We start from the raw sequence: 25,122 nt of genomic DNA on the forward strand, positions 1-25,122 counted from the left end.
GCCGAGCGCCGCGAGCGGGCCGGCGGCGGTCCGGGCCGCCGCCGACCCGTGCGTGGCAGCCGTGAGCTCGCCGAGCAGCGCGGCGGCGGCGGCGAGATCGGGTGCGCCGTCGCGACCGTTCCGGGCGCCCGGTGGGTCGATCAGGTGGGCTCGCCCGTCCGATGCGACGCGCACGCTCTCCGGGCCGAGCCCGACCGGGGTCGGCCCACTGGCGCTGCGCTCGTGGAGCCCGCTGAGCACGTCCGCGCCGAGCGCCACGGCCTGGGCGGGGGTGAGCCGCGCGAAGTCGAGCAGCTGGGTGAGCACGAGGCCGTCGGTGGCCGTGGGTTGCCGAACGACGACGGGCGCGCGTTCCCGCGCCGCCCTTGCCCACCGACGACGCCGTGATGCGCGCGAACGGAGCTGGGACATCGGCTTCCTGGTGGTCCTGCGCCGACCCGAACCGGCTTGCACCATGGCCTGCCCTGCCACTCTCGGAATCGTGACGTCACGGTTGGCAAGCATGTGCCAACGCACATGCCGCCTTTTACATCAAATGGATCGACTACCGCTCGCCGGCTCCGCTCAGAGCGGCGAGAAGGCGGATCTTCGTAGGAGGAGGGCGCTGGCCCACTTGGTGCGGTTCGTCCCGCAGTGGCCCGATCCGCAGTCCATAGCGCCCCCTGACTCCTGACCCCGGTCTCATTTCACCACGCTCACGAGCGTTTCCACAGGCCGAATTTCTTGGTCATTCCGAATCCATACGCGGCTGGTCCGTACGCCTCGCACGGCAGCGTCCGACCGGCGGCTGGGGGGCTCCAGTTCTTCCTCCATCGCGCCCCTAGAGCCCTACTCTCGTGCGATGACGTGCCGTGTCGAAGTCTTCGTCCGAAGTGGGCACACGATTGACCTGGCGCTGGAGGACGGCGAGGACCGCGCCTTCGCGAACGCCCTGCACGAGGCCTGGGCGTCCCCCGATGCCATCGGCTACAAGTCCATCGCGCTCGGCGGGAGCGCCGCGATCCTCGCCGCCGAGGTTGTCGGATACCGGCTCCACGGCTCGGTGCTGACCGGCTCTACGCTGTAGCGGCCTTTCACGACAGGCGCTCCGGTCACCACAGGCGCTGCGGCCCGTCCCGTTGGAGACGCCGCCCCCCGCACAGACCGGCCCGGGTGGTGCACGCCGCCGACCCCACACCGCCCCGCCAGGTCGGTGTGCGCTCCTGCCCGAATGCCGCAGAGTGCGTGGATGACGAACCAACCGATGAGCGACGACGCGGAGCCCCGCCGACCTGCGGCGCGGCGCCGGCTGGTGCGTTCGGGGCATGACGGCCGGCCGGTGCCTCGGCCGCCAAGAACCCCTGCGGGCGTCGTGACCGTCCCGGTGGTCGGTGAGATCGACAGCGTCACCGGCGGCGAGCTGGAGGCGGTGATCAGCCGCGAGCTGGCGAACAGGCCGCCTGTCCTCGTCGTGGACCTGTCCCTGGTGGGGTTCGTCGGATCGACCGCCCTCTCCCTCCTGTGCCGGGCGCGGGAGACGTGCCGCCGCCAGGGCACCGAGCTGGCACTCCAGGGCACCGCCCGCGAGGACGTGCTGAGCCAGCTGCGCATCACCGGGCTGGAACGGCTGGCGGTCGGCGAGGTCTGAGGCCGCGATGCGGCGGCGCGCTGATCGGGCCCGCGACGGCATGGTCATCGACCCCTGCCGTCATCGCCATTTGGTCACTGCGGACGTACGGGTTGTCCAGCACGACCCCGTGCAACCACACGCGCCGATGCGCCTTGATCACATCGAGGACCACACTCCCGAACCTGTCGAGGTCGTACAAGCAGACGCAGCTCTGCTGGTAGCACCTCGCCCACGTCGTCGCACTGGCCTCGTAGCAGGCGATGCTGTCGGAGGACGGTGGATCCCCTGCCGGCAGCGCCCAGGTCATGTCGGCCACGACGTGCGCGAACGAGTAGTCGTCGTGCTCCCAGGTGTCCCGGGACCATTTCTCGATCAGCCGCACCATCGGCTCCGCTGCGCCGGACGACGATGGGTGGGCGCGCCGGGAGTCGTGCCCGTCGAGCCTGCGCGCACCGGTGCCCGCGAGAGCGGAGAGGACGTCCGAGCCGGCCTCATGGCCCGTGACGCAGAGGCAGGCGTGCCCGCTCTGCAATCCGTCACGCACGTACGCCGAGATCAACCGGTCGCGTTCGGCCGGTCCCCGATAGAACGCGCAGACGTGGTCACCGGGGAGCGGCTGCATGGCGCCGGGGTCGGATCGTTCCATCGGAAGCTCTTCTCCTCGCCGGGTCCAGGCGCGCAAGTCAAACGCGCGGCGCGAACCTCGTGCAAACGGGTAGCGCAGGTTCAACCCGTCAGGCTGAACCCGTTAGGTGAGACCGCGCAGGATCTGCCATGCGCGGGTGGCGACGTGCAGGTTTAGCCGCGTGTCCACGGCGCCGAGGTCCAGGCCGCTGAGCTCGCGGATGCGGCGCAGCCGGTACCGGAGGGTGCTGCGGTGGATGAGGAGCGCGCGGGCGGTGGCGTCGTAGTTCCCGCCGCACTCGAGGTACTGCCACAGCGTGGTCACCAGGTCCGACCGGCTCGTCGAGTCGTAGTCGAGCAGGGGGCCGAGCCACTCACGGACGAACTGCTTCACCTCGCCGTCACCGTCGCCGAGGGCGAGCAGCCGGAAGATGCCCAGGTTGTCGTATGTCGTGACACCGCCTGGGGACGACGATCCCAGCCGGACCTGCAGCGCGCGCTGCGCCTCGGCGTAGGACCTCGGGACCTCGGACGGCCCGTTGCACACCCCGCCGACGCCGATCGCGCCCACCTTCGACCGCAGGCTCTCGCCGACGGCCTTGTGGAGTCGGGACCAGCGGTTGCTGTTGTTCTCGCGCTCTTCGGGTCCCGGTGCCACGAGCACCACGCTGTTGGGCTTGCGCGCCAGCAGCACCCGGGTGTGCAGGACGCGCGTCACGGCCTGCTCGACGGCACGGACCAGCGCGTCCTCGGTGGGCGGGGCGGGCCAGCGCACCACGACGACCTGGTGCGGCCTTCCGAGGTCGTGGCCGAGCGCCTGGGACCGGGCCAGCGCGCTCTCGTCGTCGGTGCCGCTGAGCAGGTCGTCCACCAGGTCCCTGCGAAGCCTCAGCTCGGTCTCGGCCAGGCTGCGCAGGTGCGCCAGCTCCATGGTCAGCACGACGGCGCCGTGCTCCAGTGCGAAGAGCTCGTGCTCCCCGGCCTGGCGGGTGGGGTCCACCAGCGCGAGCACACCGAGCACCTCGTCGCGCGGCTGGGCCACCGCGATCACGCGGTCGCGGTCGCGGATGGGCCGCGGGCTGCGGCGCGCGTCGGCGAGCACCTCGGCGCGCTGCCGGGCCGGTGGCCGTGGGTAGGGCTCCGGACGGCCGGGCCCGGCCCAGGCGAGCAGGTTCCCGAAGGGATCCTCCGCCGCGACCCGCAGTCCCGTGAGCTGGTGCAGTGCGCTCGTGATCCCGGCTTCGCCCCCGCCCGACGCGGCCACCGCCGTCAGCGTCTCGTGGACCTTCCGGGACCGCTCCAGGTCGGCGACGCTCGCCGCGAGACGGGCGTTGACCTCGGCGAGCTGTGAGTTGAGCGTGCGCAGCTCGCCCGCGGTCTCGCGGTCCCGCCGGTGCAGCGCGGAGGTGGTGAGCGCGCGACCGGTCTGCTGCGCGAGCATCTGCAGCAGGAGGAGCTGGTCCGACGTCGGCTCGAGGTCGCTGCCGACGACGAGGTGCCCGGCGTGGCCGCCGACGGCTCGCAGGGCGTACGCGCGTGCCCATTTGTAGTCGGTCCCGGTGACGGGGCCGTCGACGTCGTCGAGGTCGGACAGCTGGGCGGTGAGCTCCGGCCAGGAGAGCGGACCGCCGTCCGGGGCACGTAGGCCTCGCGGATCCATGGTCAGCAGGCTGGCGAGCGGCACGCACGACGTCAGCGACATGACCGAGGACGTCGCGAGCTCGATGATCTGCCGCTCGCCCCGCCCGTCAGACATGATCATCGAAAGCGTGAAGAGGCTGCACACATTCGAGAGTTGCTCGCGCAGCCCACGAATGGATTGGCCGGCTTCGCTCATGACTTTTCTCCTCAGCCGTCCGCAAGCGCCCGCGGCGATTAAGGGAGTGCCAGGGGTGGCATGACCGTACGCCGAACAGGCCCAGATCGTGCCATTGGGCCGTGATCAATCGCCGGACCGGGCGACCCGTTCCGGCAATGCGCGCCGCGGCGGAGATCGACCACCGAACATCAAACGTACGCGACCTCCCTGCGGAACGGGGCGCCGACCGATTGCCCTCGTGGGCCGACCGCCGGGCGTGGATTCGCCACGGCGGGCGGAAGCGCAGGTCCGACGGTTCCGAGCAACATCGGATTGGATGTTCAGGCGGCATTCAGGAGGACGTCGTGAGGGGACTCGAGCCGTCGGCCGGCGGGGATCTCGTGACGCCCGTAGCGGGCCCGGCCCCGATCCTGACCCTGGTCCCCCCGCTCGAGCCGGTGGCGGACCCCGGTCCGGAACAGGCCGACGACCGCTGGGAGCACCTCGGCGACGGAGCCATCGCCATCATGTGCACCGGATCCCTGGTCCGGGTGCGCGGCGAGGTCGACCGCAGCAACGCCCGCCTGCTCCTCGAAGCTCTGTACGACGTGGCCAGGGCAGGCGACCTGGTGACCGTGGACCTCGCCGGCCTGACGTTCATCGACCTGGGCGGGGTCCGCGCGCTCGTCGATATCGCGGCGCTGCTGGCCCCGGACCGGCGACTGACGCTGGTGTCCCCTCCGCGCCTCCTCCGCCGCATCCTCGACACGACCGGCATCGTCCGGCCGGGGACGTTCCTGTACCGCCCGGCGTGACCGGGTATGTGTGGTCTGCCGGGCGTCGGTCGCCGGCCGCCGGCGTTCCGCGGCATCTCTTGGGCTCCGCGGCCGACGTTCTCCGTCCCGCGAAGGGGGTCCCAGGCTGGTGGGACGGGTGCGGCGCCAGGCCGCCTGACTTGTCGGCCTGGCGGGTCGAACCCGGCAGGCCATGTTGCATCCCGGGGAGCGATGCGCCCTCGGCGGGGCGGCTGCGACGGTCGTGGTAGCTCGGCTGACCTGATCCAGCGCGGGCGGATCCGCGCTGATCTTGACGCGCAGGAGGACCTATGACGCTCATGCGATTCGACCCGTTCCGCGAACTCGACCGGCTGGCCGAACAAACCTTCTCCGCGGGTACCCGGGCGCTGCGCAGCATGCCGATGGAAGCCCTGCGCAGGGGCGACAACTTCATCGTCAACCTCGACCTCCCCGGCGTCCGCCGGGAGGACATCGACCTGACGGTCGAGCGCAACGTGGTGAGTGTGCGGGCCCGCCGCGAGTCGATGCGTGATGAAGGCGACGAGGTGATCATCGACGAGCGCTTCTACGGCGAGTTCGCCCGCCAGCTGTTCCTCGGCGAGAACCTCGACCCCGACGGCCTCTCGGCCGACCTGATGGACGGCGTCCTGACCCTGACCATCCCGGTCAGGGCGGAGAACGAGCCGCGCAAGGTGCGGCTCGGTACCACGGAGACGTCCACGACCGGGGACGGTGCCACTTCGAGCACCGCGACCGACCGGGACACCAGCGCCGCGACCGAACAGGACACCGCCGCGGCGACCGAGCGGTCGTCGACCGTCTGATCTGGAGGATCCGATGACTGAACAGCCGCAGCAGAGAGGCGCAGGGGGCGTCACAGGAGGTCCCTGGTCGCCCGGGAGCCCGACCAGCCCCCAGCGGGTGGCCAGGCGGACCATCGCCTCATTCGCCACTTACGAAGAGGCCGAGCGGGCCGTGGACAGGCTCTCCGACCAGGACTTCCCGGTCGAGCGGGTCGCCATCATCGGCCAGGACCTGCAGACCGTCGAGCAGGTCACGGGCAGGATGAACTACGCGCGCGCGGCTTGGCGCGGCGCCGTCAGCGGAGCTGTGCCGGGTGCGCTCATCGGGTGGATCTTCGGCATCCTCAGCTGGGTCAACCCGCTGATCGCCGGCCTGCTGCTCGCGCTGTACGGCTTGATCTTCGGGGCCGTGATCGGGGCGATCATCGGCGTGATCGTTTACGCGATGCAGGGCGGCCGCCGGGACTTCGAGTCCGTGGTGATCACGCGCCCGCAGCGGTTCGAGGTCGTCGTGGACGACGAGGTGGCCGACCAGGCCGCCCGGTTGCTCGAGTCCGGGCGGACCTGACATGGCACGTGCGGCAGGCATCGACCTCGGCACCACCAACTCGGTCATCGCGGCGTGGGAGGGCGGCGAGGCCGCCGTCATCCCCAACGCGGAGGGCTCGCGCACGACGCCCTCGGTGGTGGCGTTCACGGAGAACGGCGAGCGCCTGGTCGGCCAGCTCGCCCGCCGGCAGGCGATCCTCAACCCGAAGGGCACGATCTACTCGGTCAAGCGCTTCATCGGCCGCCGGTACGAGGAGGTGGAGGAGGAGACCAAGCAGGTCACCTTCGACGTGGTGCCCGACGAGCACGGGAACGCGCGGGTCAAGGTCCGGGACAAGCTGTACGCCCCGGAGGAGATCAGCGCGCTGATCCTGCGCAAGCTCGCCGACGACGCCGGGCGCCACCTGGGCGAACGGGTGACCGAGGCCGTCATCACGGTTCCGGCGTACTTCAACGACGCCCAGCGCACGGCGACCAGGGACGCCGGGAAGATCGCCGGCCTCGAGGTGCTCCGCATCATCAACGAGCCGACGGCGGCGGCGCTTGCGTACGGGATGGACAAGCGCCAGCAGGAGACGGTGCTCGTCTTCGACCTCGGCGGCGGGACGTTCGACGTCAGCATCCTCGACGTCGGGGACGGCGTGGTAGAGGTGCGTGCGACCGCAGGTGACACGCACTTGGGCGGCGACGACTTCGACCGGCGGATCGTGGACCACCTCGCCGAGCAGTTCCAGAAGGAGAACGGCATCGACCTGCGGAAGGACCCGCAGGCGCTGCAGCGGCTCTACGAGGCCGCGGAGAAGGCGAAGATCGAGCTGAGCTCGGTCACGCAGACCCAGTTGAACCTGCCGTTCATCACCGCGGATGCCAACGGGCCGAAGCACCTGACCATGACGCTCATGCGCTCGACATTCGAGCAGCTCACCGCTGACCTCATCGAGCGCACGATGGGACCGGTCCGCCAGGCCATGTCCGACGCCAAGGTCTCGGCGGACGACATCGACGAGGTCATCCTCGTCGGCGGCTCCACCCGCATCCCCGCTGTGCAGAACCTCGTGCGGCGGCTCACGGGTGGCAAGGAACCGAACATGACGGTCAACCCGGACGAGGTCGTCGCCATCGGCGCGGCGATCCAGGCCGGGGTGCTCAAGGGTGAGGTGTCCGACGTCCTGCTGCTCGACGTCACCCCGCTCTCGCTGGGCGTGGAGACCCAGGGCGGCGTGATGACCCGGGTCGTCGATCGCAACACGACGATCCCGGTCCGGCGCAGCGAGACGTTCTCCACGGCAGTGGACAACCAGCCCGCCGTGGACGTCGTGGTGCTGCAGGGCGAGCGAGAGCGCGCTGCGGACAACCGCGTGCTCGGCCGGTTCCGGCTCACCGACATCCGGCCGGCCCCACGAGGGGAGCCGCAGATCGAGGTCACCTACGACATCGACGCCAACGGCATACTCAACGTCACCGCCCGCGACCGGGACACCCGTGCCGAGCAGGGCATCACGATCTCCGAGAGCACCAACCTCGACCAGTCGGACGTCGAGCGGATGGTGCAGGAGGCGGAGGCCAACAGGTCCTCCGACCAGCAGCTCCGCCAGGAGGTCGACGCCCGCAACGACCTCGACACGGTGGCCTATCAGGTGCGACGGCGGCTCGACGAGCTCGGCGACGCCGCGCCGTCCCACGAGCGGTCGCGAGCGGAGATCCTCGTGGCCGACGCGCGGCGGGCGGTGGAGGAACAGGCGCCGCTCGACCGGGCGCGCCAGCTGACCGGCGAGCTGCAGCAGGTGCTGGGCGGCCTGTCCGCGGCCGGTGCCGGAGCGGGCGCCGGCGCGGGCGGCGGACAGGGTCCGGCTCCCGGTGCGGGCGCCGCCGCTGACGACGACGTGATCGACGCCGAGTTCGACCGGAGCTGAGGCTTCGATGACCGAATACGCAGCGAGCGACATCTCCGGACGGCGGGCCCGCCCGCCGGTGCCCGCCGAGCCGGAGTCCGCCCCGCGGGGACCGTCGGAACGGGACGGTGCTGCGGCGGGGCAGGTCGCCGGGGCGGCCCCCGACGGAGGGGACAGGGCCGCCCCGGCGAGCCGGCACGCTCAGCCCGACGCCGCCGACTCGAACACCGCCACTCAAACACCGCCGACTCGAACACCACGGCCAACGCGGGCGCGCCCGAGGGCTCGGTGGAGTCCGGGCCGACCGCCGCGGAACTCGAGGACCGGTGGCGGGGTCGGTCCAGCGGGTGGCCTCGGCGGTCGGCGAGGGCGCCATGGCCGTGCGCCTCGTGCACCAGCACCTCACGACTGCGCAGTGCGGGACGCAGCCGGACTCGAAGGGACGACCTGCGCCGGTTCCGGGAGTTCGTCGACGAGAAGGTCGACGCCCGACCTGACGGCGGCACTCAGTTCAGCGTGCCGAGCGCCGACTCAGGACCGGGCTGGAGTTCGAACAGCTCGAGCGAGCCGGCGTCACACAAGCGCGCCGCGTACCGGGTCCCGGGCGCTGAGGCCGCAGACGAGGCACAGTCCGACAGCGTCCTCGCCCGCGTCGTAGGCGATGGCGACGAGCGCCTCGACCCCCTCCGGCGCAACCCCCGTGACGGCGCGCACGTCGAGCACCATGAGCCGGGGTCCGTCTGCGAGCTGGCCCTGCGCGATGCGCCGGAGGCGCCTCGCGGCCGAGCTGTCAACCGACCGGCGACGGTGACCAGCGGAACGCCCTCGGCCAGCTGCCGGACGACGACTTCGTCATCCGCCGGACCGCTTCCGCAAAGCCCGTCGCATCGGCTGCACATGACGAGCAGTGAAGACGGGGAGCGCCCGCTCCGCACGTCGAAGGTCCATCACGTGGCGCAACGGCGGTGGCCGCGCCGCGTGGCCCGGTCGGCCGCCGCGGTCAGCTCGGCCCGGTCGGCGTCGGGCACCCCCGCCCCAGCCCTGCTACCTCCGCAGCCGGGCCCTGTCCTGCCGGATCGAGCCGAGCCACGGGAGCTGGTGCCCTCGGGCCGTGCCGGTGCCGGCCCGGCGGGCGGAGTATGGGTGGATCCCGCCGGGCGGTTCGGCGCGGGCGGGTGGCGACCGAGGACAACGAGCAGCGGAGGCCGTCGTGGACCACGAGCTCTCGCAGGGACCCCGCCGGGTGACCGTAGGCGAGAACCGGTTCGACCGCGAGATGCACGTCCACAGCGACCCGGCGGACAGGTACACCGTCTCGATCCCGATGTCCGGGACGACGGAGGTCACGCAGCGCGGGCACGCCGTCGACGCGGACGTCGGCAGGGCCGTGGTCGCCCGGCCCGACGCCGACGTCGACATGGCCTGCGGCGACGGCTTCTCGTGCTACTCCGTGACGATCGGGAAGAGCACGGTGGCCGACGCGCTGGAACACCGGCTCGGGCACTCGGTCAGCGCGCCCCCGGAGCTGGCCGAGACCCTCGACCTGCGCACGCCGGCCGGGCGGGCGTGGGCCCAGCTCGTACGGCTGCTCTACTCGTCGCCGATGCTGCGCCACCCGGTGCTGGGGGCGCCGGCGGAGGAGGCCGTGGCCGCGCGGCTGCTGCTCGCCGTGGACCACCGCTACCGCGACGAGCTCGACGGGCCGGTGCACTCGTGGGGCCCCGGCCCGGTGCGCCGCATGGTCGACGCCATCGAGGCGACACCGCGCCACCCGTTCACCCTCGCGGAGCTCTCCGACATCGCCGGGGTGAGCGTGCGGACACTCGGGGCGTGCTGCCGGCGCCACCTCGACGCTTCGCCGGGGGAACGGCTGCGCGCGGTCCGGCTGGCCCGGGCGCACGACGAACTGGCCGAGGGCGACGCCGGGTGGACCACCGTCGTCGCGGTCGCCTCCGGCTGGGGGTTCGCCGACCAGCACCGCTTCACGGCTGACTACGGGAGCCGCTATCGGGTGCCGCCGTGGCTGACGCTGCGCGGCCCCGCGTACGCCTGACACCCCGGATGCCTCGAAGTCGCATTCCGAGGCGCGAACGCAGCACATCCGCGACGTCCAACCATGCCCGCGCAGACAGACCAGCGATCGGTATTACTATACCGCACGCTGCGGTATAGTAATACCGCCTAGCTGGCCTATTCGTTCCGGGAGAGACACGCATGATCGAGCTGAAGACGCCCACGGAGGTCAAGAAGATGCACATCACGGGTCAGTTCGTGGCCCAGGTGCTGACCGAGCTTCAGGCTCTCGCGGACGTCGGTGTCAACCTTCTCGACCTGGAGGACCATGTCCGCCGCCGCATCGACGAGCGCGGGGCCGAATCCTGCTACTGGGACTACGCGCCATCCTTCGGCAGCGGCCCGTTTCGCAACGTCATCTGCCTGTCCGTCAACGACGCGGTCCTGCACGGGCTGCCGCACGACTACCGGCTGCGTGACGGCGACGTCCTGGGCATGGATCTCGCCGTGGGTATCGACGGCTGGGTGGCCGACTCGGCGATCACGGTCATCGTCGGCACAGCCGCGGAGGATGACGGGCGGCTCGTCCGCGCAACCCAGGTGGCCCTCGAGGCCGCCATCGAGGCCGCGCAGCCGGGGAACCGGTTGGGCGATGTCTCAGCGGCGATCGGAGCCGTCGCCGACGCGCACGGATACCCGGTGAACCTCGAGTTCGGCGGCCACGGACTCGGCCGCACCATGCACGAGGACCCCCATGTCCCCAACAAGGGCCGTCCGGGCCGTGGCCTCACCCTCCGGCCGGGCCTCACGATCGCGCTCGAACCATGGTTCGCCCGCACGACGGACCGGATCGTCTTCGACAAGGACGGCTGGACGATCCGCTCGGCCGACAGCTCACGCACGGCGCACTCCGAACACACGATCGCGATCACCGAGGACGGCCCGCTCGTGCTCACCCGGAGGGACGATGAGCGGCCTCCCCTGAGCCCTTGAGCCAGAACGGGCGGGGCTGCCCTGCCCGACCACGATCATCCCTTCGATCCGGGTGTTACCGCCGTCTGTTCGAGGTGAGCTCGTCCGCTGACGGTCATGTCCGGTTGCCCGCGCATGTCCGGCACCGGTGTGGGCTCCAGGCCGGAGACCGGGTGCTGTTCTCAGGCCCGGCTGCGAGCCGCCGGGAACCCGGAACGGTCGGGTGACGACCTGTTCTACGTCGAGTAGAGGAGGTCCGGCGGGATCTCGCGCCGTCCCGCTCCCCGTAGCGCTGCGCCGCCCGCTCCGCCCGGGATGCCTTCCTCAGCGGTCTGCGCTTCCTCGACACCGGAATCCCCGCGGGTTCGCAGTCGCCGTCGGATCGCTCGTGGCGAGTAGGCCTTGTCGCCTCGGATCCGGTCGGGGCGAGTACGTCTTCTGATCTTTCTGTGGTGGGTGTCGAATGGCGTCGAGTGCGTTCGTAGCCAAGGTGAGAGACCGGCAACGGGCCGGTCGCCACTCACCGGAGGCCCACGATGTCCGTCATCACCACCGCTCCCGCGAAGCCCCTGATCACCGGCGGCCTGACCGCCGCGGTCGTCGCCGCCGCGGTGACCGCGACCGTCGCCGCCGCGGGTGAGTTCGCCGGGATCAGCCTCGCTGTCGGCGGCACGCCGATCCCGATGTCCGGGTTCGCCGTGCTGACCGTCATCTGCTCCGTGGTGGGCCTGGCGCTGGCCCTGGTGCTGGCCCGCTCGGCTCGCCGTCCACGCACGGCGTTCGTCCGCACCACGATCGTGCTCACCGCGTTGTCACTGGTACCGGATGTGCTCGCGGACGCGTCCGCGGCCACGAAGGTGCTGCTGATGCTGACGCACGTGGTCGCTGCCGCGATCGTGATCCCGGCCATCGCCCGCCGCCTGCCGGCCTGATCCCTCCCGATCTCGAAGGAGTTCGCCATGAAGAAGTACCTGCTCGCCGTCCAGTTCGACGAAAGCGCGCCGTCGCCGTCCGAAGACGAAATTCAGGAGCAGCAGGCCCGGACGGCCAAGGTCACCGCCGAGATGCAGTCCGCCGGTTCGTGGGTGTTCGTCGGCGGCCTGCTGCCCTCGCACGCCACCACGGTCATCCGCCCCGGCAACGGCACGACCACGATGACCGACGGCCCGTTCGCCGAGACGAAGGAACAGCTCGGCGGGTTCTGGGTGATCCAGTGCGACGACCTCGACCAGGCGCTGGCCTGGGGCGAGAAGTGCGCGCTGGCCTGCGGGTGCCCGATCGAGGTGCGCCCCTTCGAAGACGCACAGTGGGTCGAAAGGCCGCATCCCGGCGGCCGGACTCGAGGAGTCCAAGGGCGATGAGTTTCGCCGTGGTGGCCAGTCTGTAATCCCCGACACGCGATCAACCGCACTCAAGGAGAGCATCATGACCGCTACCTACACATTCGACGTCTTTTCCAGCCTCGACGGCTTCGGTGCCGCCAGCGGCAACTGGACCGGCTACTGGGGCAAGCAAGGCCCTGAGCTCCTCGACCACCGCCTCGCCCTCTACGGCGAGGAGCAGCGGATGGTCTTCGGGGCCAACACGTATAGGGCGTTCGCGCGGATGCTGGCTTCGAGCACCGAGGAGTCCGAGGTGCGTGACCCATGGGTCACACGGATGAGGAGCCTGCCGGCAACGGTGGTGTCGACCACACTGGAAGGACGCCTCGACTGGCCGGATGCGAACGTCGTGAGCGGCGACGCCGTCGACGTCGTCGCCCGGCTCAAGGAGGAGTCCGAGGTGCCGTTGCGCTCACACGGCAGCCTGTCGCTGAACCGGGCGCTGATGGCCGCCGGTCTGGTCGACCGCGTTCAGGTGACGCTCTTCCCCGTGATCACCGGTCAGACCGGAGTGGACCCGATCTTCCAGGATGCGGCCGACTTCGACCTCGAGCTGATCGAGAGCCGGACCCTCGACGGCCACACCCAAGAACTCATCTACCGACCCACCCTGCATGTCTGAGTCCATCGGTTCTGGCAGGCCGTCAATCGGCTTACCGATCGTCTGGCAGACGCGGACGCTGCCCGGCGTTCTGGCCGGCACCAGGTTGCGATCGATCGGCTGACGACCCGAGCAGCGCGCTCGCCCCCTTCGGCGGGACCCGCGCGGCGTCCCGTGCCGACTCCTTCGATATGACGACCGACTCGAGGCGTGCGCCCGAGGACACCGCAGCCGACCCCGCAGAAGCCTCGTGTCGCGGCGCGCCGCGGGCGGCGCGATCCACGCGCTGGGCCGGTTGCGACCGGACGAGGTCTCGGTGCTGCGCGGCCCTACAGGCCGGCAGACCGAGCAACGGGTACCCGTGGCGCACCTGCGCGTCGGCGACCGGTTCGTCGTGCGGCCCGGCGAGCGGATCGCCACCGACGGCACAGTCGTCGCCGGGCTCGCCGCAGTCGACACGAGCGCGATGACCGGCGAGCCGGTGCCGCTCGAGATCGGAGCCGGGGACCAGGTGACCGGTGGCACGATCGCCGTCGGCGGGACCCTCACCGTGCGCGCCGACCAGGTCGGCGAGCGGACGAGGCTGTCCCGGATGCTGCACGCGGTGCAGGACGCCCAGACCGGCAAGTCCTCCGCGCAGCGCCTGGTCGACCGCGTCTCCGCCGTGTTCGTCCCGGCCGTGCTCATGCTCGCCGCGGTCACCCTCGCCGGGTGGCTGGTCACCGGGGCGAACACCGGGGACGCCGTCATCCGGGCCGTCGCGGTGCTGGTGATCGCCTGCCCGTGCGCCCTCGGACTCGCCACCCCGACCGCGATCATGGTCGCCAGCGGGCGCGGCGCCGAGCTGGGGATCTTCGTGACCGGCTTCCGGGCCCTGGAGGCCGTGCACGCCGCGGACACCGTCGTGCTGGACAAGACCGGCACCCTCACCACCGGCCGGATGCAGGTGACCGGCGTGGTCGCCGGCGCTGGAATGACCGAGGACGAGCTGCTCATCCTCGCTGCCGCCGCCGAGAATGCCTCCGAGCACCCGATCGCAGCAGCCGTCGTCGGTGCAGCCGCCGAGCGGGGCGATGCGCGCCCACCCTGCACGGACTTCGAGGTGCTACCCCGCCGCGGGATCCGGGCCATCGTCGACGGCCGAGAGGTCCTCGTGGGCCGGCCGGACCTGGTGGGCGACGCGACCGCCGTCGCCGGCGACGCCACGCTCACGCCGAGCCGCGCGTACGCCCCGGTGTCGGCCAGCACCAGCAGCCCGGCGATCACCGCGCCCGCCAGCACAGCAGGTCCGCACACTGACCGCAGCCTGCCCACCCGGTACCTCTCGTTCCGGCGCCTCGAGTCGAGGCGACACCTGTGACAGGTCGCCGGACGGGACCGCGTGATTCCCGACCGCGACGACGCGGTCGGGATGGCTCACCAGAGCCCTCGGACGAGTTCAGGCCTCAGCGGTCATCGCCCGCCTGAGGCTCCTGAGGGTCGCGGTCAGGAGCCGCGACACATGCATCTGGGAGATGCCGATCTCGCGGGCGATCTGGGTCTGGGTCATCTCCCCGAAGAACCGCAGCAGTACGATCTTGCGTTCCCGTTCCCCGAGCGCTTCGAGCAGCGGGAGGAGCGTCTCCCGGTCCTCGACGAGCGCCACGCCGGGATCGAGCCGGCCGAGGGCTGCGACGGAGTCCGAGGCCCGGTCCGTCCCGGCCTCGGTGCCTGCCGGTTCGTCGAGCGACAGGCACCGGTAGGCCCCGTGCACCTGGAGGCCCTCGATGACGTCCTCGGCCGTGACGTCGAGCCGGGTGGCGATCTCGGACGGCCGCGGCGCCCTGCCGAGCTCCTGGCTCAATCGGCCGACGGCATCGAAGATGGCCGCGTCGAGCTCCTTCAGCCGCCGCGGCACCCGCATCAACCAGGTCCGGTCCCGATACCACCGCCGTACCTCGCCGCTGATCGTGGGTACCGCGAAGGTCAGGAAGTCCGGCCCGCGGTGGGGGTCGAACCTGTCGACCGCCTCGATGAGCCCGATCGTGGCCACCTGCTCCAGGTCCTGAAGCGGTTCGCCCCGATGGACGTAACGGCGCGCGATGTGCCGGGCCAGCGGCAGGTACCCGGCGATCAGCCGCTCCCGCAGCGCAGCAGCGCGGCGGTGGCCGGGGGGCAGCTCGGCCAGCTCCGCGAACAGCGGGTTGAGGTGCGCGTACTCCGGAGGATGCCGGCGTTCGCGCGGCCGGGACGGCCGAGGTGGCGCACACAGGTCGGTCTGAGTCATCTGGCCATTCCCTTTCCTCGATGGTTCCGGTAGGACCCCGCTGTCCGATCGTGAATGCAGCCGACCCGGGTGCACTTCGGCATCGCCTGACCAAGTCGCGCGTCCCGGTTCGCCACACCGGGAAGGAACGTGACGTGGAAGCCGGCGAACACCGGACCTCCTCGAGGATTCCTTATAGCCCGGTTTCAAAGTGCTGTGGCGCCTCGTCCGATGCCTCGGCCCGGTCAGCCCAATCCTGCTTGCGCGGCTCACCTTGACGGGTCGGTTCCGCTCGGTCCGACACTCCTATATGCACGGCGGAGCGGTGTCGGCACCCGGAGGAAGAATTGCCTGCTCAGCCGTGGTGAACGGCCGGCCAAGGGCGGCGCACAGGCTGTCCCGCAAGCCCCGGGCGGTCACCGGCATGTCGGAGACCCACCCGCCGGGCAGGTCCTCCAGCCGGACGGTGCGGAGGTCGTCGGCGAGGTGCGCGATGGTGAGGGGCCGGATGGCGTCGTCCGCCTCCAGCGACCCGGACTCGGCTCCGGCGTCGAGGTCGACGAACGCCAGCCGCTCCCGGGTGCTGCCGCCGTCGACCACCACGAGGTAGCCGTCGAGGTCGAACCCGAGCAGATCCGTGATGCCCGGCGCCGGGATCGGCGCCCGGACCTGCCGGGCCGCACCGATGTCCCAGAGCTGCACCGTCCCGTCCCGGCCGAGCACCGCCAGCCGCTCGTCGGCCGCGTCGAACGCGATCGGGCTGCCCTGGCCGTCCAGTGAGTCGAGCGATGCGACGGCGGGGACGGAGGTCACGAGCCGGCCGAGCGTGACGTCCCAGATCTGCACCTCGTCGGGCGTCAGCACGCCGACCTGGCCCGGATGACCGGGGCGCAGGTGCAGGTGCAGGTGCGGGTAGCTCCGGTGGAACCCGATCTGGAGGTCGGTGGTGCCGAGCGGGACCGGTGTACCGGCGGGCAACCCGGATGCCGGATCCCATGCGGTCAGCACGCCGTCGGCGATCGTGATGAGTCGGCCGCCGTCCTCAGGCGGCTCCTGCAGCAGGGAGATCATGGGTGGGTGCCCGCGGTCACCGGGGGGAGTGCCGCCGCCCCGGCTGGGCAGGAGGATCCGGCTCGCCGGTCGCAGCGCCGGCAGTTCGTAGCGGGTGAGGTCCCACCCGACCGCGGCGAGCCTGGCGTTCCACAGCACGGGCGGGTCGAACGCGGCCAGGGAGTTCCGATCGGTGACGCCGGACAGCTCGCCGAGCCGGCGCCCGGTGGCATTCTCGGCGGTGTAGAACCCGTCCCTGGTCCGGACGAGGAGGAAGTCGTCCGCGACGCCGACGATCTGCTCTCCTGGGCTCAGCCCGCCGGCGGCAGCGGGCGGCGGGTCGGCACGCAGCCATAGCAATGCCGATCCGCCGGCCAGCACGGCTGCCCGTGCTCCCTGGGCGGTGGGCAGGACGTCGAAGGTCGGTGTGGTGCTGAACCCCGGGAGATCGACGGAGGGCAGCTCCGCCGGCGCAGTGACGTGGAACGCCTCCCCAGTGCGCAGGTCGGTGATCCGGAGCGTCCGGCCTGCCTCTTTCTCGACCAGCGCGCCCCCGTTGCCGGACAGCGAGGCGCCGGAGACCGTGCCGTCGCAGCTGGTGATGAGCGCGGTCCGTCGTGGTGCGGAGCCGTCGAACGGCGTCACGACCAGGGTGTCGGTCGCGCCCAGACCTCCCTGTCCTGGCTCGCACGTCGCCACGGCCGCACCCCCGAGCACGGTCCGGGCGCCGGTGGGCAGGGTGGCGAGCTCCGCGCTGTCGGCGAGCGAGAGCACCACGAGCCGGGTCTCCGGGGAACGCGGGTCGCCGCGGCGCACCACCACGCGGTCGGAGCCCGGCGTGAGCCCGACGCTGTAGGTGTCGGCGGGCAGCGGCCCGACTCCGTGCGGCACCTCGGTGCCGGTGCGCACGTCCCAGATCCGCAAGGTCATCACACCGGCGCCGTCGATCGTGACGTAGGCCAGCCGACCACCGTCCGGGGAGAAGCGGGGGAATCAGCTCCGGTGTGACGACCTGGTCCAGCGCGGCCCACCGCATGGTGAGCACCGCGCGCACGCTCGGTACCGGTGAGCCGCACGACCTGCTCGAGCGCGCGCCGCGCGCCGGCGGGGTCGACCGCGGCGAGCTCCTCGAACTGGTCGATCACCACCACGGAGCCGGGCGCGGGCACGGCGCCCAGCTCGGTGGCGAGGTCGGCGGCGAGGTCGGCGCCCGGCTGCGCCCGCACGTCGACGACGGGTGTGCCGGCCGCACGCAACCGGGGCAGCAGCCCGGCGCGGACCAGCGAGGACTTCCCGGCGCCGGAGGGCCCGGCGACAGCGACCACCGCCATCCGCCCGACGGCGTCGACCAGCTTGTCGATCTCCGCCTCGCGGCCGAAGAAGGCGCCGGCGTGCTCCTCCTCGAAGGGGCGCAGGCCCCGGTACGGGCACGGCAGGAGCGCGGGATCGAGCCCGAGGACCTGGTCGATCGGGATGAGGTAGGCGGTGGTGGTGTCGCCCCGGTCGGCGGCGACGGTCATGCCGACCACAGCGCCGCTCTGCGCCGTCCCACACCGGGGATCCGCTGAAACCGCCCTCGATGCGCTGCTCGCCGGGAGTGCTCTGCAGCTGGAACCACCGGGTGCTCTGCTCGCCCCTGATCAGGCCACTGGACCAGACGCCGTCGGGCCGGTCCGTGGGGAAGCCGAGCACCCGGAACCCGTGGTCCCACAGCCGGTCGACGCGCCGCAGCGCCGGCACCCGGGCGTCGGGCGGCGGCGGCCCGGTGAGCTGCAGCAGCGCCATGTCGCCGGTGCCGTCGTCCGCGATGGGCGACCACTGCGTCACCACGGCGTACAGGAGAGCGGGCGGGTTCGCGCCGTCGGGCGCGAGGGGGAAGTCGAGCCGCACCGGACCGTGCGGCGGGTCGGGGGAGTAGGGGTCCGCGCCGAGCGCGTCGGCGACCACGTGCGCGCAGGTCGCGACGAGGCCGGAACCCACCAGGAAGCCGCCGCCGACCACCTCGTCGCCGCCCCGGAGGCGGACGACGGCGCCCGCGAACACGGCTGCGCCATCAGCAGCGACCACGAGCTCCCCCCAGCGCCGCGAACCCCCGCCGCGCGACCGGTGCATCATTGCCGATCAGGTGCCCGGCGGACCAGCCGGGCGAGGACGGCCTGCGCGGGGCTGGAAGTTCAGAGGCGCACGCGCTCGGGCACCTCGTAGCGCAGAAGCGCCGCGGCGCCGCTCTGCTCCGCCGAGACCAGTCGGAGGTCGCCCGTCCCGGCGGGGCTCGTGAACAGCCGGCGGCCGGCGCCGAGCACTGTCGGGAAGACCAGCAGGCGGTACTCGTCGACGAGGTCCTGCTCCATCAGCGTGTGCACGACGCTCGTGCTGCCGATGACGATGACGTCCCGGTCCCGCCGCAGCCGCGCCACGGCGTCGCCCAGCTCACCGGTGACCAGCGCGGAGCCGCTCCAGGCGGCGACGTCGGTGAGCGTGCGGGACACGACCCACTTCGGCGCCTTGTTCATCTTCGTCGAGAACTCGTCCGAGCGGCCCGGCCAGAGCCGCGAGAAGAGCTGCCACGTACCGCGGCCCAGGAGCAGCGCGCCCGAGTCGAGGCGGGGGCCGAGCTTGAACTTGTCGCCGGCCACGGCCTCGGGGCCGTAGCGGAACGCCCAGCCACCGCCGGCTGTCCCGGCCGAGCCGTCCGGGTCCTCGACGACGCCGTCCAGCGTGATGAACTCGATGACGATGACGCGGTTCATGGTGGTCCTCCCCGGCCGCCTCGCGGCCCTCCGGTAGTGCGGTCGGAGGTACGTACCGGCGGGCGCGGCCGGACTCATCGGCGGCCGCGGATATCGTCGGAGATCCGAGCGAACGGGGAGCGAACGTGACGGTCATCGGGTCGGACTTCGATGCCGCGACCGCCCCGTTCCGCCGTGAGCTGGTCGTGCACTGCTACCGGATGCTGGGGTCGGTGCACGAGGCGGAGGACCTGGCCCAGGAGACGTTGATCCGGGCCTGGAAGGCTCGTGACCGCTACGACGAGCAGCGCGCCTCGTTGCGCACCTGGCTCTACCGGATCGCCACCAACGTGTGCCTGACCGCCCTGGAGGGCCGCGCGCGGCGAGCCCTGCCGTCCGGTCTCGGCACGGCGAGCGACGACCCGCACGCCCCGCTCGTGCCGGATCTCGCGGTCCCATGGCTGCAGCCGCTTCCCGACCGCCACCTGCTCCGGGGGGACCCGCTGGCGCGGGCGGTCGAGCGCGACGGCGTGCGGCTCGCGCTGGTCGCGGCCATGCAGCTGCTGCCGCCACGGCAGCGGGCCGTGCTCGTGCTGCGGGACGTGCTGGAGTTCAGCGCGGCGGAGGTCGCGGCGCAGCTGGGCACGTCGGTGGCGGCGGTCAACAGCGCGTTGCAACGCGCGCGGGCCGCCGTCGCGGGGGCCGCGCCGCGGGAGGACACGCTGCGCGACCCCGACGACCCGGCCGTCCGCGATCAGGTCGACCGCTACGTCCGCGCGTTCGAAGCCGCCGACGTGGACACGCTGATCACGCTCCTCACCGACGACGCCGTGCTCGAGATGCCGCCCGTCCCGCTCTGGTACGCCGGCCGCGTCGACTACGGGCGTTTCATCGCCCGCGTGTTCGCGATGCGCGGCACCGGCTGGCGGATGGTTCCGATCGCGGCGAACGGTCAGCCCGCCGTCGCGGCCTACTGCCCCGACGACCGGGGCGTCCTGCGCCTGCACACGGTGCAGGTGCTGACCGTGACCCGGCGGGGGATCGCGCACAACGTCGTGTTCCAGGACCCCCAGGTGTTCGCCGCCTTCGACATCGCCCTCGTCCTCCAAAGGGGGCGCTGACCGGCCCGGCACGACAGTCGGGCACGGGCCGTCGGTTCTGTCGGTGGGCACGGGCACAATGCACCGACTCGATCGAGGAGAGGGGTTGTCGACGATGGTCGCGCCGGTTGCGCTGTCGGAGGAGGACCTGGTGGCAGCGCGCGCGGAGCTCGCAGCCGGCAGGCCGTTCACGGTGTGGTTCACCCCGGCGGCGGTGGGCGTCCCGGCCAACGGATCGGCCAGAGTGGTCTCGATCGACGACGTGGCCGAGGGCGACTTCATCCAGGTCCGGCCCGCGGGTTCGCGCGACGCGCTGTTCTGCTCGCCGAGCGAGCTCACCAGGACGCGCCCACCGCGAAAGCAGGCCAAGAAGCAGCCCGACCCGGCCCCGGGGCCGGTCGCGCCTGCCGAGAGTGCACCGCGGCCGCCCGCGCCGCTGCCGGAGAAGTCCGCGCCCCCGAAACCGCCGCCGCTTCCGGAGAAGGCGCCGGACCGCCCGCGGTCCGGCGGCGCCCGTCCGGCGGCGCGACCGGCCGAGGTGACCGTCACGCTGAACGCCACGACCGACGGGGAGTGGACCGTCGAGGTCATGATCGGCAAGAAGCGCGTCGTGCGGCCCACGCCGGTGCAGGCGGGCGACGTCGCCAAGGCCGCCCGGTCATTGCCGTCCCCGGTCGCGGAGGCGATCGAGTCGTCGCTGGAGGCCGCGCGCCACCGCCAGGTCGAACGGGTGGAGCGGCTCCGCGCCGAGCTCGACGCCGCCCAGCGCGCGTTGCAGGAGCTGAGCGGCTGATCCCGCCGAACCCTTCGACCCGGGTCACTTGACCCCCGACGCCACGATCAGCTCGCACGGCCCCGTGAAGCCCGACGGGCCCTCGAAGCGCCGCATCTCGGTACCGATCTCCTGCCAGGCGACCTCCCGCTCGGCAGGCGCGAGGCCGGCGAGCATCTGGTGCAGCGCGCCGAAGGACTCGCGCTCGAACCGCACGCATTCCGCGGCGGTGGGCATCTGCAACGGGGCGGCCACCGTCTGCGTCTCGACGTCGCGGAACCCGGTACGGCGCAGGAGGTCGGCGAGCGCCCCGGGGCCGCCGAGGCTGAACGGGCCCGGCTGTCCGGCCGCGGGCGCCGGCAGGTTCGCGCGCCTCCTGATGATCGACACGGGTACGGCGAAGAACGCGTTGCGCTCGGCGGTCGAGTAGACGATCGCCCCGACCCTCCCCCCGGGCCGCAGCGCGCGGTACTGGCCGGCGAGCGCGCCTGCCTGGTCGGGGAAGTAGATCAGCCCGAGCCGCGAGATCACGGCGTCGAACGCGCCCGCGTCGACGTCGAGCCGCTCGCCGTCGAGCTCTCTGGTCCGCACGTTGGTGAGGCCCGCGGCAGCGGCGTCGGCCGCGGCGTGGGCGAGGATCGTGGGGGAGATGTCGGTGGCGAGGACCTCGCCGTCCGGGCCCACCCGGCGCGCGGCGGCCAGGGTTTGGCCGCCTGCGCCGGCCGCGACGTCGAGCACCGCGCTTCCGGTCCGGACGCCGGCCGCATCCAGCATCAGCGCCGTCGCCTCGCCGAGCCAGGCCTCCAGCGTCGGGCCCCAGGTGTGCCAGGCGCCCGCGGCGTCCTCCCACTGGGATCGGGTGGTGTCCTTGTAGCGGGTGGGGTCGAAGGTGACGGTCATGGCGGCCTCCAAGGCGGTCGGCTGTGTTGACCAGGAGGCGCCAGATCCCGGGACGCACCCGCCAGAAACCGCCGCGCGGTTTGCGGGCGCCGTTTCTCGCCGTGTCCGGCCTTGGCGGAGCGAGGCACAATCTCGCGCATGGCGTTCGTCGGGCGGGCCCGCCAGCTGTCGCGCGTGCTCGCGGTCGTCGACGACGCGGCGCGGGGCAGGGCGCGGCTGGCCCTGGTCAGCGGCCCCGCCGGCATCGGCAAGACCACGCTGATCGGCGAGGCGGTGCTGCGCACCGGGCTGCCCGTGGGCTGGGGGACGTGCGCCGACGCGGAGCGCACCCCGGCGCTGTGGCCATGGACGGTGGCGCTCCGCGGCCTCGTGACGGCGCTCGATCCCGCCGGATCAGGTCTCGCGGCGCTCGCCCCCGCCGACGCCGCGGAGCTTGCCCGCGTGCTCCCCGAGCTGGCGCCGGCAGGCGCAGGGGGGCGGGCGGACGAGCAACCCGACTCGGACGCGGCGCGGTTGCGGCTGTTCGACGCGGTCGCCCGGGTCCTGGAGGGACTGGTGCGGCAGGCCCCCGCGATCGTCGTGCTGGACGACCTGCAATGGGCCGACGCGTCGTCGCTGGCGTTGCTGCGGTTCCTCGTGCGGCCCTACCGCCCGGTCCCGCTCGTGGTCATCGGCGCCTACCGGGACGACGAGCTCGACGACACCGCGGCCGGGGTGCTGGACGAGCTCGCTGCGCACGGCGAGTCGGTGGCGCTCCGGGGACTGTCCCGGGACGAGGTGTTCGAGCTGGTCGCCGCCACCCTCGACGGCCCGGGGGCGCAGCGATGGGCCGACGAGGTGCACAGCCGCACCGGTGGGCATCCGTTCCTGGCCCGGCAGCTCGCCGAGCTGCTCGGGGATCCCGCGCGGTCGGCGGGCGAGGTCCCGGCAGCGGTGCGCGAGGTGGTGGCGCGGCGCACGGCGCGGCTGTCCTCGGCGGCCGTGACCATGGTCGAGACGGCCGCGGTGGCGGGCAACGACCTGCTGCCCGACGTGCTCGGTGAGGTCTGCGGCCTCGACCCGGCCACCGTGGCGGCGCTGTGCGAGGAAGGGGTGGCAGCGGGTGTCCTCGTGCGTGACGGCGAGCCGGCGCGCACCCGGATCGCGCACGACCTGTTCCGGGAGACCCTCGCCGCCGGGATCCCGGTCGCGCGCCGGCTCGCGCTGCACCAGCGCATCGCGGACGCCCTCGAACACCGGCACGAGCGCGGCGCCGCCGTGCTGGCGGCCGACCTGGCCCGGCACTGCGCCGCGGCGACGCCCGTCGAGGGCGGGGCGCGAGCGATCCGGTGGGCCCGGGCGGCGGCCGAGGCCGAACGCCGCAGGCTGGCCTTCGGCGAGGCGGCCGCGCACCTCGCCCGCGCCCGGCACGCGGTGGAGGACTCCGGGGCCGGCGACGGCGGCGCGGTACTGGTCGACCTGCTCGTCGAGGAGGCGGACGCGCACGCCAGGGCAGGGGACCCCACCCGCGCCCGCGCGCTGCTGGACGACGCGCGGCAACGCGCCACCGCGGTCGGCGACGGCCAGCGGCTGGGCCGGGTGGCGCTGGGCGTGCAACGGCTCGGCTCGCGGTTCGCGATGCCCCGCGACGCCGTCGTCGATGCGCTGGAGGAGGCGCTCGCCGCGCTGCACGGTACTGGCACCGCGCTGGAGGCCCAGCTCACCGCCAGCCTGGCGCGCGAGCTGCACCACTCCGTGCCCGAGCACCGGGCCCGGGCGCGGCCGCTGTCGGAGCAGGCCATCGCGCTTGCCCGCAGGCTCGACGACCCGGAGACCCTCAACGCCTGCCTGCTCGCACAACACGACGTGCTGTGGACGCCGGGCCTGGCAGCGCAGCGGGTCGACATCGCCCGGGAGATCACGCAGCTCGCCGAACGCGCCGCGGACCCCGAGCGGCACGCCGAGGGTCTGCTGCTCACCGCGAACGCGCTGCTCGAGGAGGGCTCGGCCACGTTTCGGTCCGTGCTGGCCAGGTACCTGCACGCGGCCGAGCAGCTCCGCCAGCCCCACCACGACTACCTGGCGGCGACCCGCCGCGGTGCGCTCGCCCTGATCGACGGCAGGCTGGACGACGCCGAGACCCTCATCGACGGTGCGAGCGCGCTCGGCGAGCGGATCGCCGAGCCCGACGCAGGCAACGTGCGCATGTCGCAGCTGCTCGGCCTGGTGCGGGCCCGCCGCGAGCCCGCGATGCTGCGCGCCACCGCCGCCGACGCGGTGCGGTGGTGGGTCGGCGTGCCGTCGCACGCCAACGCGGTGGCCGCCGGGCTCCTCGTGATGGCAGGCGACGACGCCGATCTCGATGCCGCTCGCCGCGCCCTCGACACGGTTGTCGCACTCGACACCTGGCGTACCGACCGGTCCTACCTCTGGTCGGTCTTCGTCGGCGCGATGACCACCGCGGCCATCGGCCTGCGCGATGACACCGTGTGCGCCCAGCTGCTCGCGGAGCTCGAACCCGTGACCGGCAGCTGCGGCGTCAACGGGGCACTCGTCTGTTTCATGGGCAGCAACGCCCACTGGGCGGGGATGCTCGCCGCCGCGCTCGGCCGCAAGGCCGACGCCGAGCGCTGGCTGAGCGAGGCCCTCGCCGTGCACCAGCGGCTCGGTGCCCGCCCGTGGGAGGCCGAGACCAGGGTGGAGCTGACCGCGCTCACCGCCGGGCAGGCCGGCCCCGTCTCCCCGGCGCCGGCCGGTCCGGCCGTCGCCGAGCTGCGCCGCGACGGTGAGCTGTGGCGGATCCGGCACCGCGGCACGACCGCGCACCTTCCCGCCATCAAGGGTCTTGCCGACCTCGCCGTGCTCCTCGCCCGGCCGGGAACCGACGTGCACGTGCTCGAACTGGCCGCGGCCGCCACGACGGACCACGCCGGCGGTGACCAACTCGACCCGACCGCCCGAGCCGCGTACCGCCGCAGGCTCAGCGAGATCGACCAGGACCTGGAGGCCGCCCGCGACGACCACGACCTCGGCCGCGTCCAGCACCTCGACGCGCAGCGGACCGCGCTGCTCGCCGAGCTGCGTCGCGCCGCGGGGCTCGCCGGGCGCACCCGCGCGCTCGGCTCGAGCACCACCGAGCGCGCCCGCAAGGCGGTCACCGCGCGGGTCCGGGACGCCATCCGCCGGGTCCGGCTCGTCCATCCCGAGCTGGGGGCCCACCTCGACCGCTCGGTCCGCACCGGCACACATTGCTGCTACCGGCCGGTCGAACCGCTCACCTGGGCGCTGGCTCCGGGCAAGGGCTGAT

24 protein-coding genes and 1 pseudogene are annotated in these 25,122 nt (G+C 72.7%); 15 read left to right on the top strand and 10 right to left on the bottom strand.

The annotated features are described in order from the left end of the window. The coding region (locus ABD143_RS09905) for a hypothetical protein (RefSeq protein ID WP_343974647.1) at positions 1-306 on the bottom strand (306 nt) is incomplete at its 3' end. Between the two features lie 535 nt (positions 307-841). On the opposite strand from ABD143_RS09905, the gene ABD143_RS09910 reads away from it, so the two are divergent. After that, positions 842-1,066, top strand: a complete 225-nt coding sequence (locus ABD143_RS09910; RefSeq protein WP_343974651.1) for a hypothetical protein — start codon at positions 842-844, stop codon at positions 1,064-1,066. Between the two features lie 162 nt (positions 1,067-1,228). Then, positions 1,229-1,627: an STAS domain-containing protein gene (locus ABD143_RS09915; protein WP_343974654.1), complete on the top strand. Its 399-nt coding sequence runs from the start codon at positions 1,229-1,231 to the stop codon at positions 1,625-1,627. Here ABD143_RS09915 and ABD143_RS09920 read toward each other — a convergent pair. Further along, complete coding sequence (locus ABD143_RS09920; RefSeq protein WP_343974656.1) at positions 1,590-2,255, bottom strand: MEDS domain-containing protein; 666 nt, start codon at positions 2,253-2,255, stop codon at positions 1,590-1,592. The two genes, ABD143_RS09915 and ABD143_RS09920, sit on opposite strands and share 38 nt — an antisense overlap. 102 nt (positions 2,256-2,357) lie before the next feature. After that, entirely contained in the window at positions 2,358-4,070 is a 1,713-nt protein-coding gene (locus tag ABD143_RS09925) for a PucR family transcriptional regulator (RefSeq protein ID WP_343974659.1), read from the bottom strand. Positions 4,071-4,396: 326 nt separating this feature from the next. Here ABD143_RS09925 and ABD143_RS09930 point away from each other — a divergent pair, with 326 nt between their 5' ends. From ABD143_RS09930 to dnaK, 4 genes are all read left to right on the top strand, one after another. Beyond that, the gene (locus tag ABD143_RS09930) at positions 4,397-4,846 is read left to right on the top strand and encodes an STAS domain-containing protein (protein WP_343974662.1); all 450 of its coding nucleotides are present in this window, start codon (positions 4,397-4,399) and stop codon (positions 4,844-4,846) included. 290 nt (positions 4,847-5,136) lie between these two features. Further along, positions 5,137-5,652 carry an Hsp20/alpha crystallin family protein gene (locus tag ABD143_RS09935; RefSeq protein ID WP_343974665.1) on the top strand — a complete coding sequence of 172 codons (516 nt, stop codon included), beginning with the start codon at positions 5,137-5,139 and terminating at the stop codon, positions 5,650-5,652. 97 nt (positions 5,653-5,749) lie between these two features. After that, a complete protein-coding gene (locus ABD143_RS09940) occupies positions 5,750-6,199 on the top strand; it encodes a YflT domain-containing protein (protein WP_343974668.1) in 450 nt (149 codons plus the stop codon). Position 6,200: 1 nt separating this feature from the next. Beyond that, a complete protein-coding gene (gene dnaK, locus ABD143_RS09945) occupies positions 6,201-8,093 on the top strand; it encodes a molecular chaperone DnaK (protein WP_343974671.1) in 1,893 nt (630 codons plus the stop codon). 552 nt (positions 8,094-8,645) lie between these two features. On the opposite strand, the gene ABD143_RS09950 is transcribed toward dnaK, so the two are convergent. Continuing rightward, positions 8,646-8,786: a hypothetical protein gene (locus ABD143_RS09950; RefSeq protein WP_343974674.1), complete on the bottom strand. Its 141-nt coding sequence runs from the start codon at positions 8,784-8,786 to the stop codon at positions 8,646-8,648. Between the two features lie 529 nt (positions 8,787-9,315). Between ABD143_RS09950 and ABD143_RS09955 the strand changes: the two genes are divergently transcribed. The 6 genes from ABD143_RS09955 (at position 9,316) to ABD143_RS09980 (ending at position 14,400) form a co-directional block, all read left to right on the top strand. Continuing rightward, positions 9,316-10,125: an AraC family transcriptional regulator gene (locus ABD143_RS09955; protein WP_343974677.1), complete on the top strand. Its 810-nt coding sequence runs from the start codon at positions 9,316-9,318 to the stop codon at positions 10,123-10,125. A 161-nt stretch (positions 10,126-10,286) separates the two neighbouring features. Beyond that, positions 10,287-11,078, top strand: coding sequence for a type I methionyl aminopeptidase (map, locus tag ABD143_RS09960; RefSeq protein WP_343974679.1), 792 nt, complete (start codon positions 10,287-10,289; stop codon positions 11,076-11,078). A 515-nt stretch (positions 11,079-11,593) separates the two neighbouring features. Beyond that, positions 11,594-11,989, top strand: coding sequence for a DUF6069 family protein (locus tag ABD143_RS09965; RefSeq protein WP_343974682.1), 396 nt, complete (start codon positions 11,594-11,596; stop codon positions 11,987-11,989). Between the two features lie 27 nt (positions 11,990-12,016). Next, complete coding sequence (locus tag ABD143_RS09970) at positions 12,017-12,418, top strand: YciI family protein (RefSeq protein WP_343974685.1); 402 nt, start codon at positions 12,017-12,019, stop codon at positions 12,416-12,418. 64 nt (positions 12,419-12,482) lie between these two features. Continuing rightward, positions 12,483-13,061 (top strand): dihydrofolate reductase family protein, encoded by a 579-nt coding sequence (locus ABD143_RS09975; RefSeq protein ID WP_343974688.1) that lies wholly within the window; start codon positions 12,483-12,485, stop codon positions 13,059-13,061. A gap of 229 nt (positions 13,062-13,290) precedes the next feature. Beyond that, positions 13,291-14,400, top strand: a complete 1,110-nt coding sequence (locus tag ABD143_RS09980) for a heavy metal translocating P-type ATPase (protein ID WP_343974691.1) — start codon at positions 13,291-13,293, stop codon at positions 14,398-14,400. A gap of 78 nt (positions 14,401-14,478) precedes the next feature. On the opposite strand, the gene ABD143_RS09985 is transcribed toward ABD143_RS09980, so the two are convergent. The 5 genes and pseudogenes from ABD143_RS09985 to ABD143_RS10000 all read right to left on the bottom strand — a co-directional run bounded on the left by ABD143_RS09985 (position 14,479) and on the right by ABD143_RS10000 (position 19,085). Continuing rightward, on the bottom strand, positions 14,479-15,306 hold the full coding sequence (locus tag ABD143_RS09985) for a SigB/SigF/SigG family RNA polymerase sigma factor (RefSeq protein WP_343974694.1): 828 nt from the start codon (positions 15,304-15,306) through the stop codon (positions 14,479-14,481). A 285-nt stretch (positions 15,307-15,591) separates the two neighbouring features. After that, complete coding sequence (locus tag ABD143_RS09990; protein ID WP_343974697.1) at positions 15,592-17,265, bottom strand: WD40 repeat domain-containing protein; 1,674 nt, start codon at positions 17,263-17,265, stop codon at positions 15,592-15,594. Next, complete coding sequence (locus ABD143_RS09995) at positions 17,265-17,855, bottom strand: ATP-binding protein (RefSeq protein WP_343974700.1); 591 nt, start codon at positions 17,853-17,855, stop codon at positions 17,265-17,267. Before ABD143_RS09995 ends, ABD143_RS09990 begins: the two co-directional genes overlap by 1 nt. Before the next feature lie 28 nt (positions 17,856-17,883). Further along, positions 17,884-18,450: pseudogene (locus ABD143_RS38180) on the bottom strand (S1 family peptidase); the annotation flags it as partial. A 59-nt stretch (positions 18,451-18,509) separates the two neighbouring features. Further along, positions 18,510-19,085, bottom strand: a complete 576-nt coding sequence (locus tag ABD143_RS10000; RefSeq protein ID WP_343974703.1) for a dihydrofolate reductase family protein — start codon at positions 19,083-19,085, stop codon at positions 18,510-18,512. A gap of 125 nt (positions 19,086-19,210) precedes the next feature. Between ABD143_RS10000 and ABD143_RS10005 the strand changes: the two genes are divergently transcribed. Together ABD143_RS10005 and ABD143_RS10010 are read left to right on the top strand one after the other, a co-directional pair. Beyond that, the gene (locus ABD143_RS10005) at positions 19,211-20,185 is read left to right on the top strand and encodes a sigma-70 family RNA polymerase sigma factor (protein WP_343974706.1); all 975 of its coding nucleotides are present in this window, start codon (positions 19,211-19,213) and stop codon (positions 20,183-20,185) included. A 94-nt stretch (positions 20,186-20,279) separates the two neighbouring features. Continuing rightward, positions 20,280-20,957, top strand: coding sequence for a DUF6319 family protein (locus ABD143_RS10010; protein WP_343977266.1), 678 nt, complete (start codon positions 20,280-20,282; stop codon positions 20,955-20,957). Positions 20,958-20,981: 24 nt separating this feature from the next. Here ABD143_RS10010 and ABD143_RS10015 read toward each other — a convergent pair whose 3' ends face one another. After that, positions 20,982-21,836: a class I SAM-dependent methyltransferase gene (locus ABD143_RS10015; protein ID WP_343974709.1), complete on the bottom strand. Its 855-nt coding sequence runs from the start codon at positions 21,834-21,836 to the stop codon at positions 20,982-20,984. A gap of 138 nt (positions 21,837-21,974) precedes the next feature. Here ABD143_RS10015 and ABD143_RS10020 point away from each other — a divergent pair, with 138 nt between their 5' ends. Then, positions 21,975-25,121, top strand: a complete 3,147-nt coding sequence (locus ABD143_RS10020; RefSeq protein WP_343974712.1) for an ATP-binding protein — start codon at positions 21,975-21,977, stop codon at positions 25,119-25,121. The last annotated feature ends 1 nt before the right edge of the window (position 25,122 follow it).

Origin of the sequence: Pseudonocardia aurantiaca (assembly GCF_039526725.1) — a bacterium.
GTDB lineage: Bacteria > Actinomycetota > Actinomycetes > Mycobacteriales > Pseudonocardiaceae > Pseudonocardia > Pseudonocardia aurantiaca.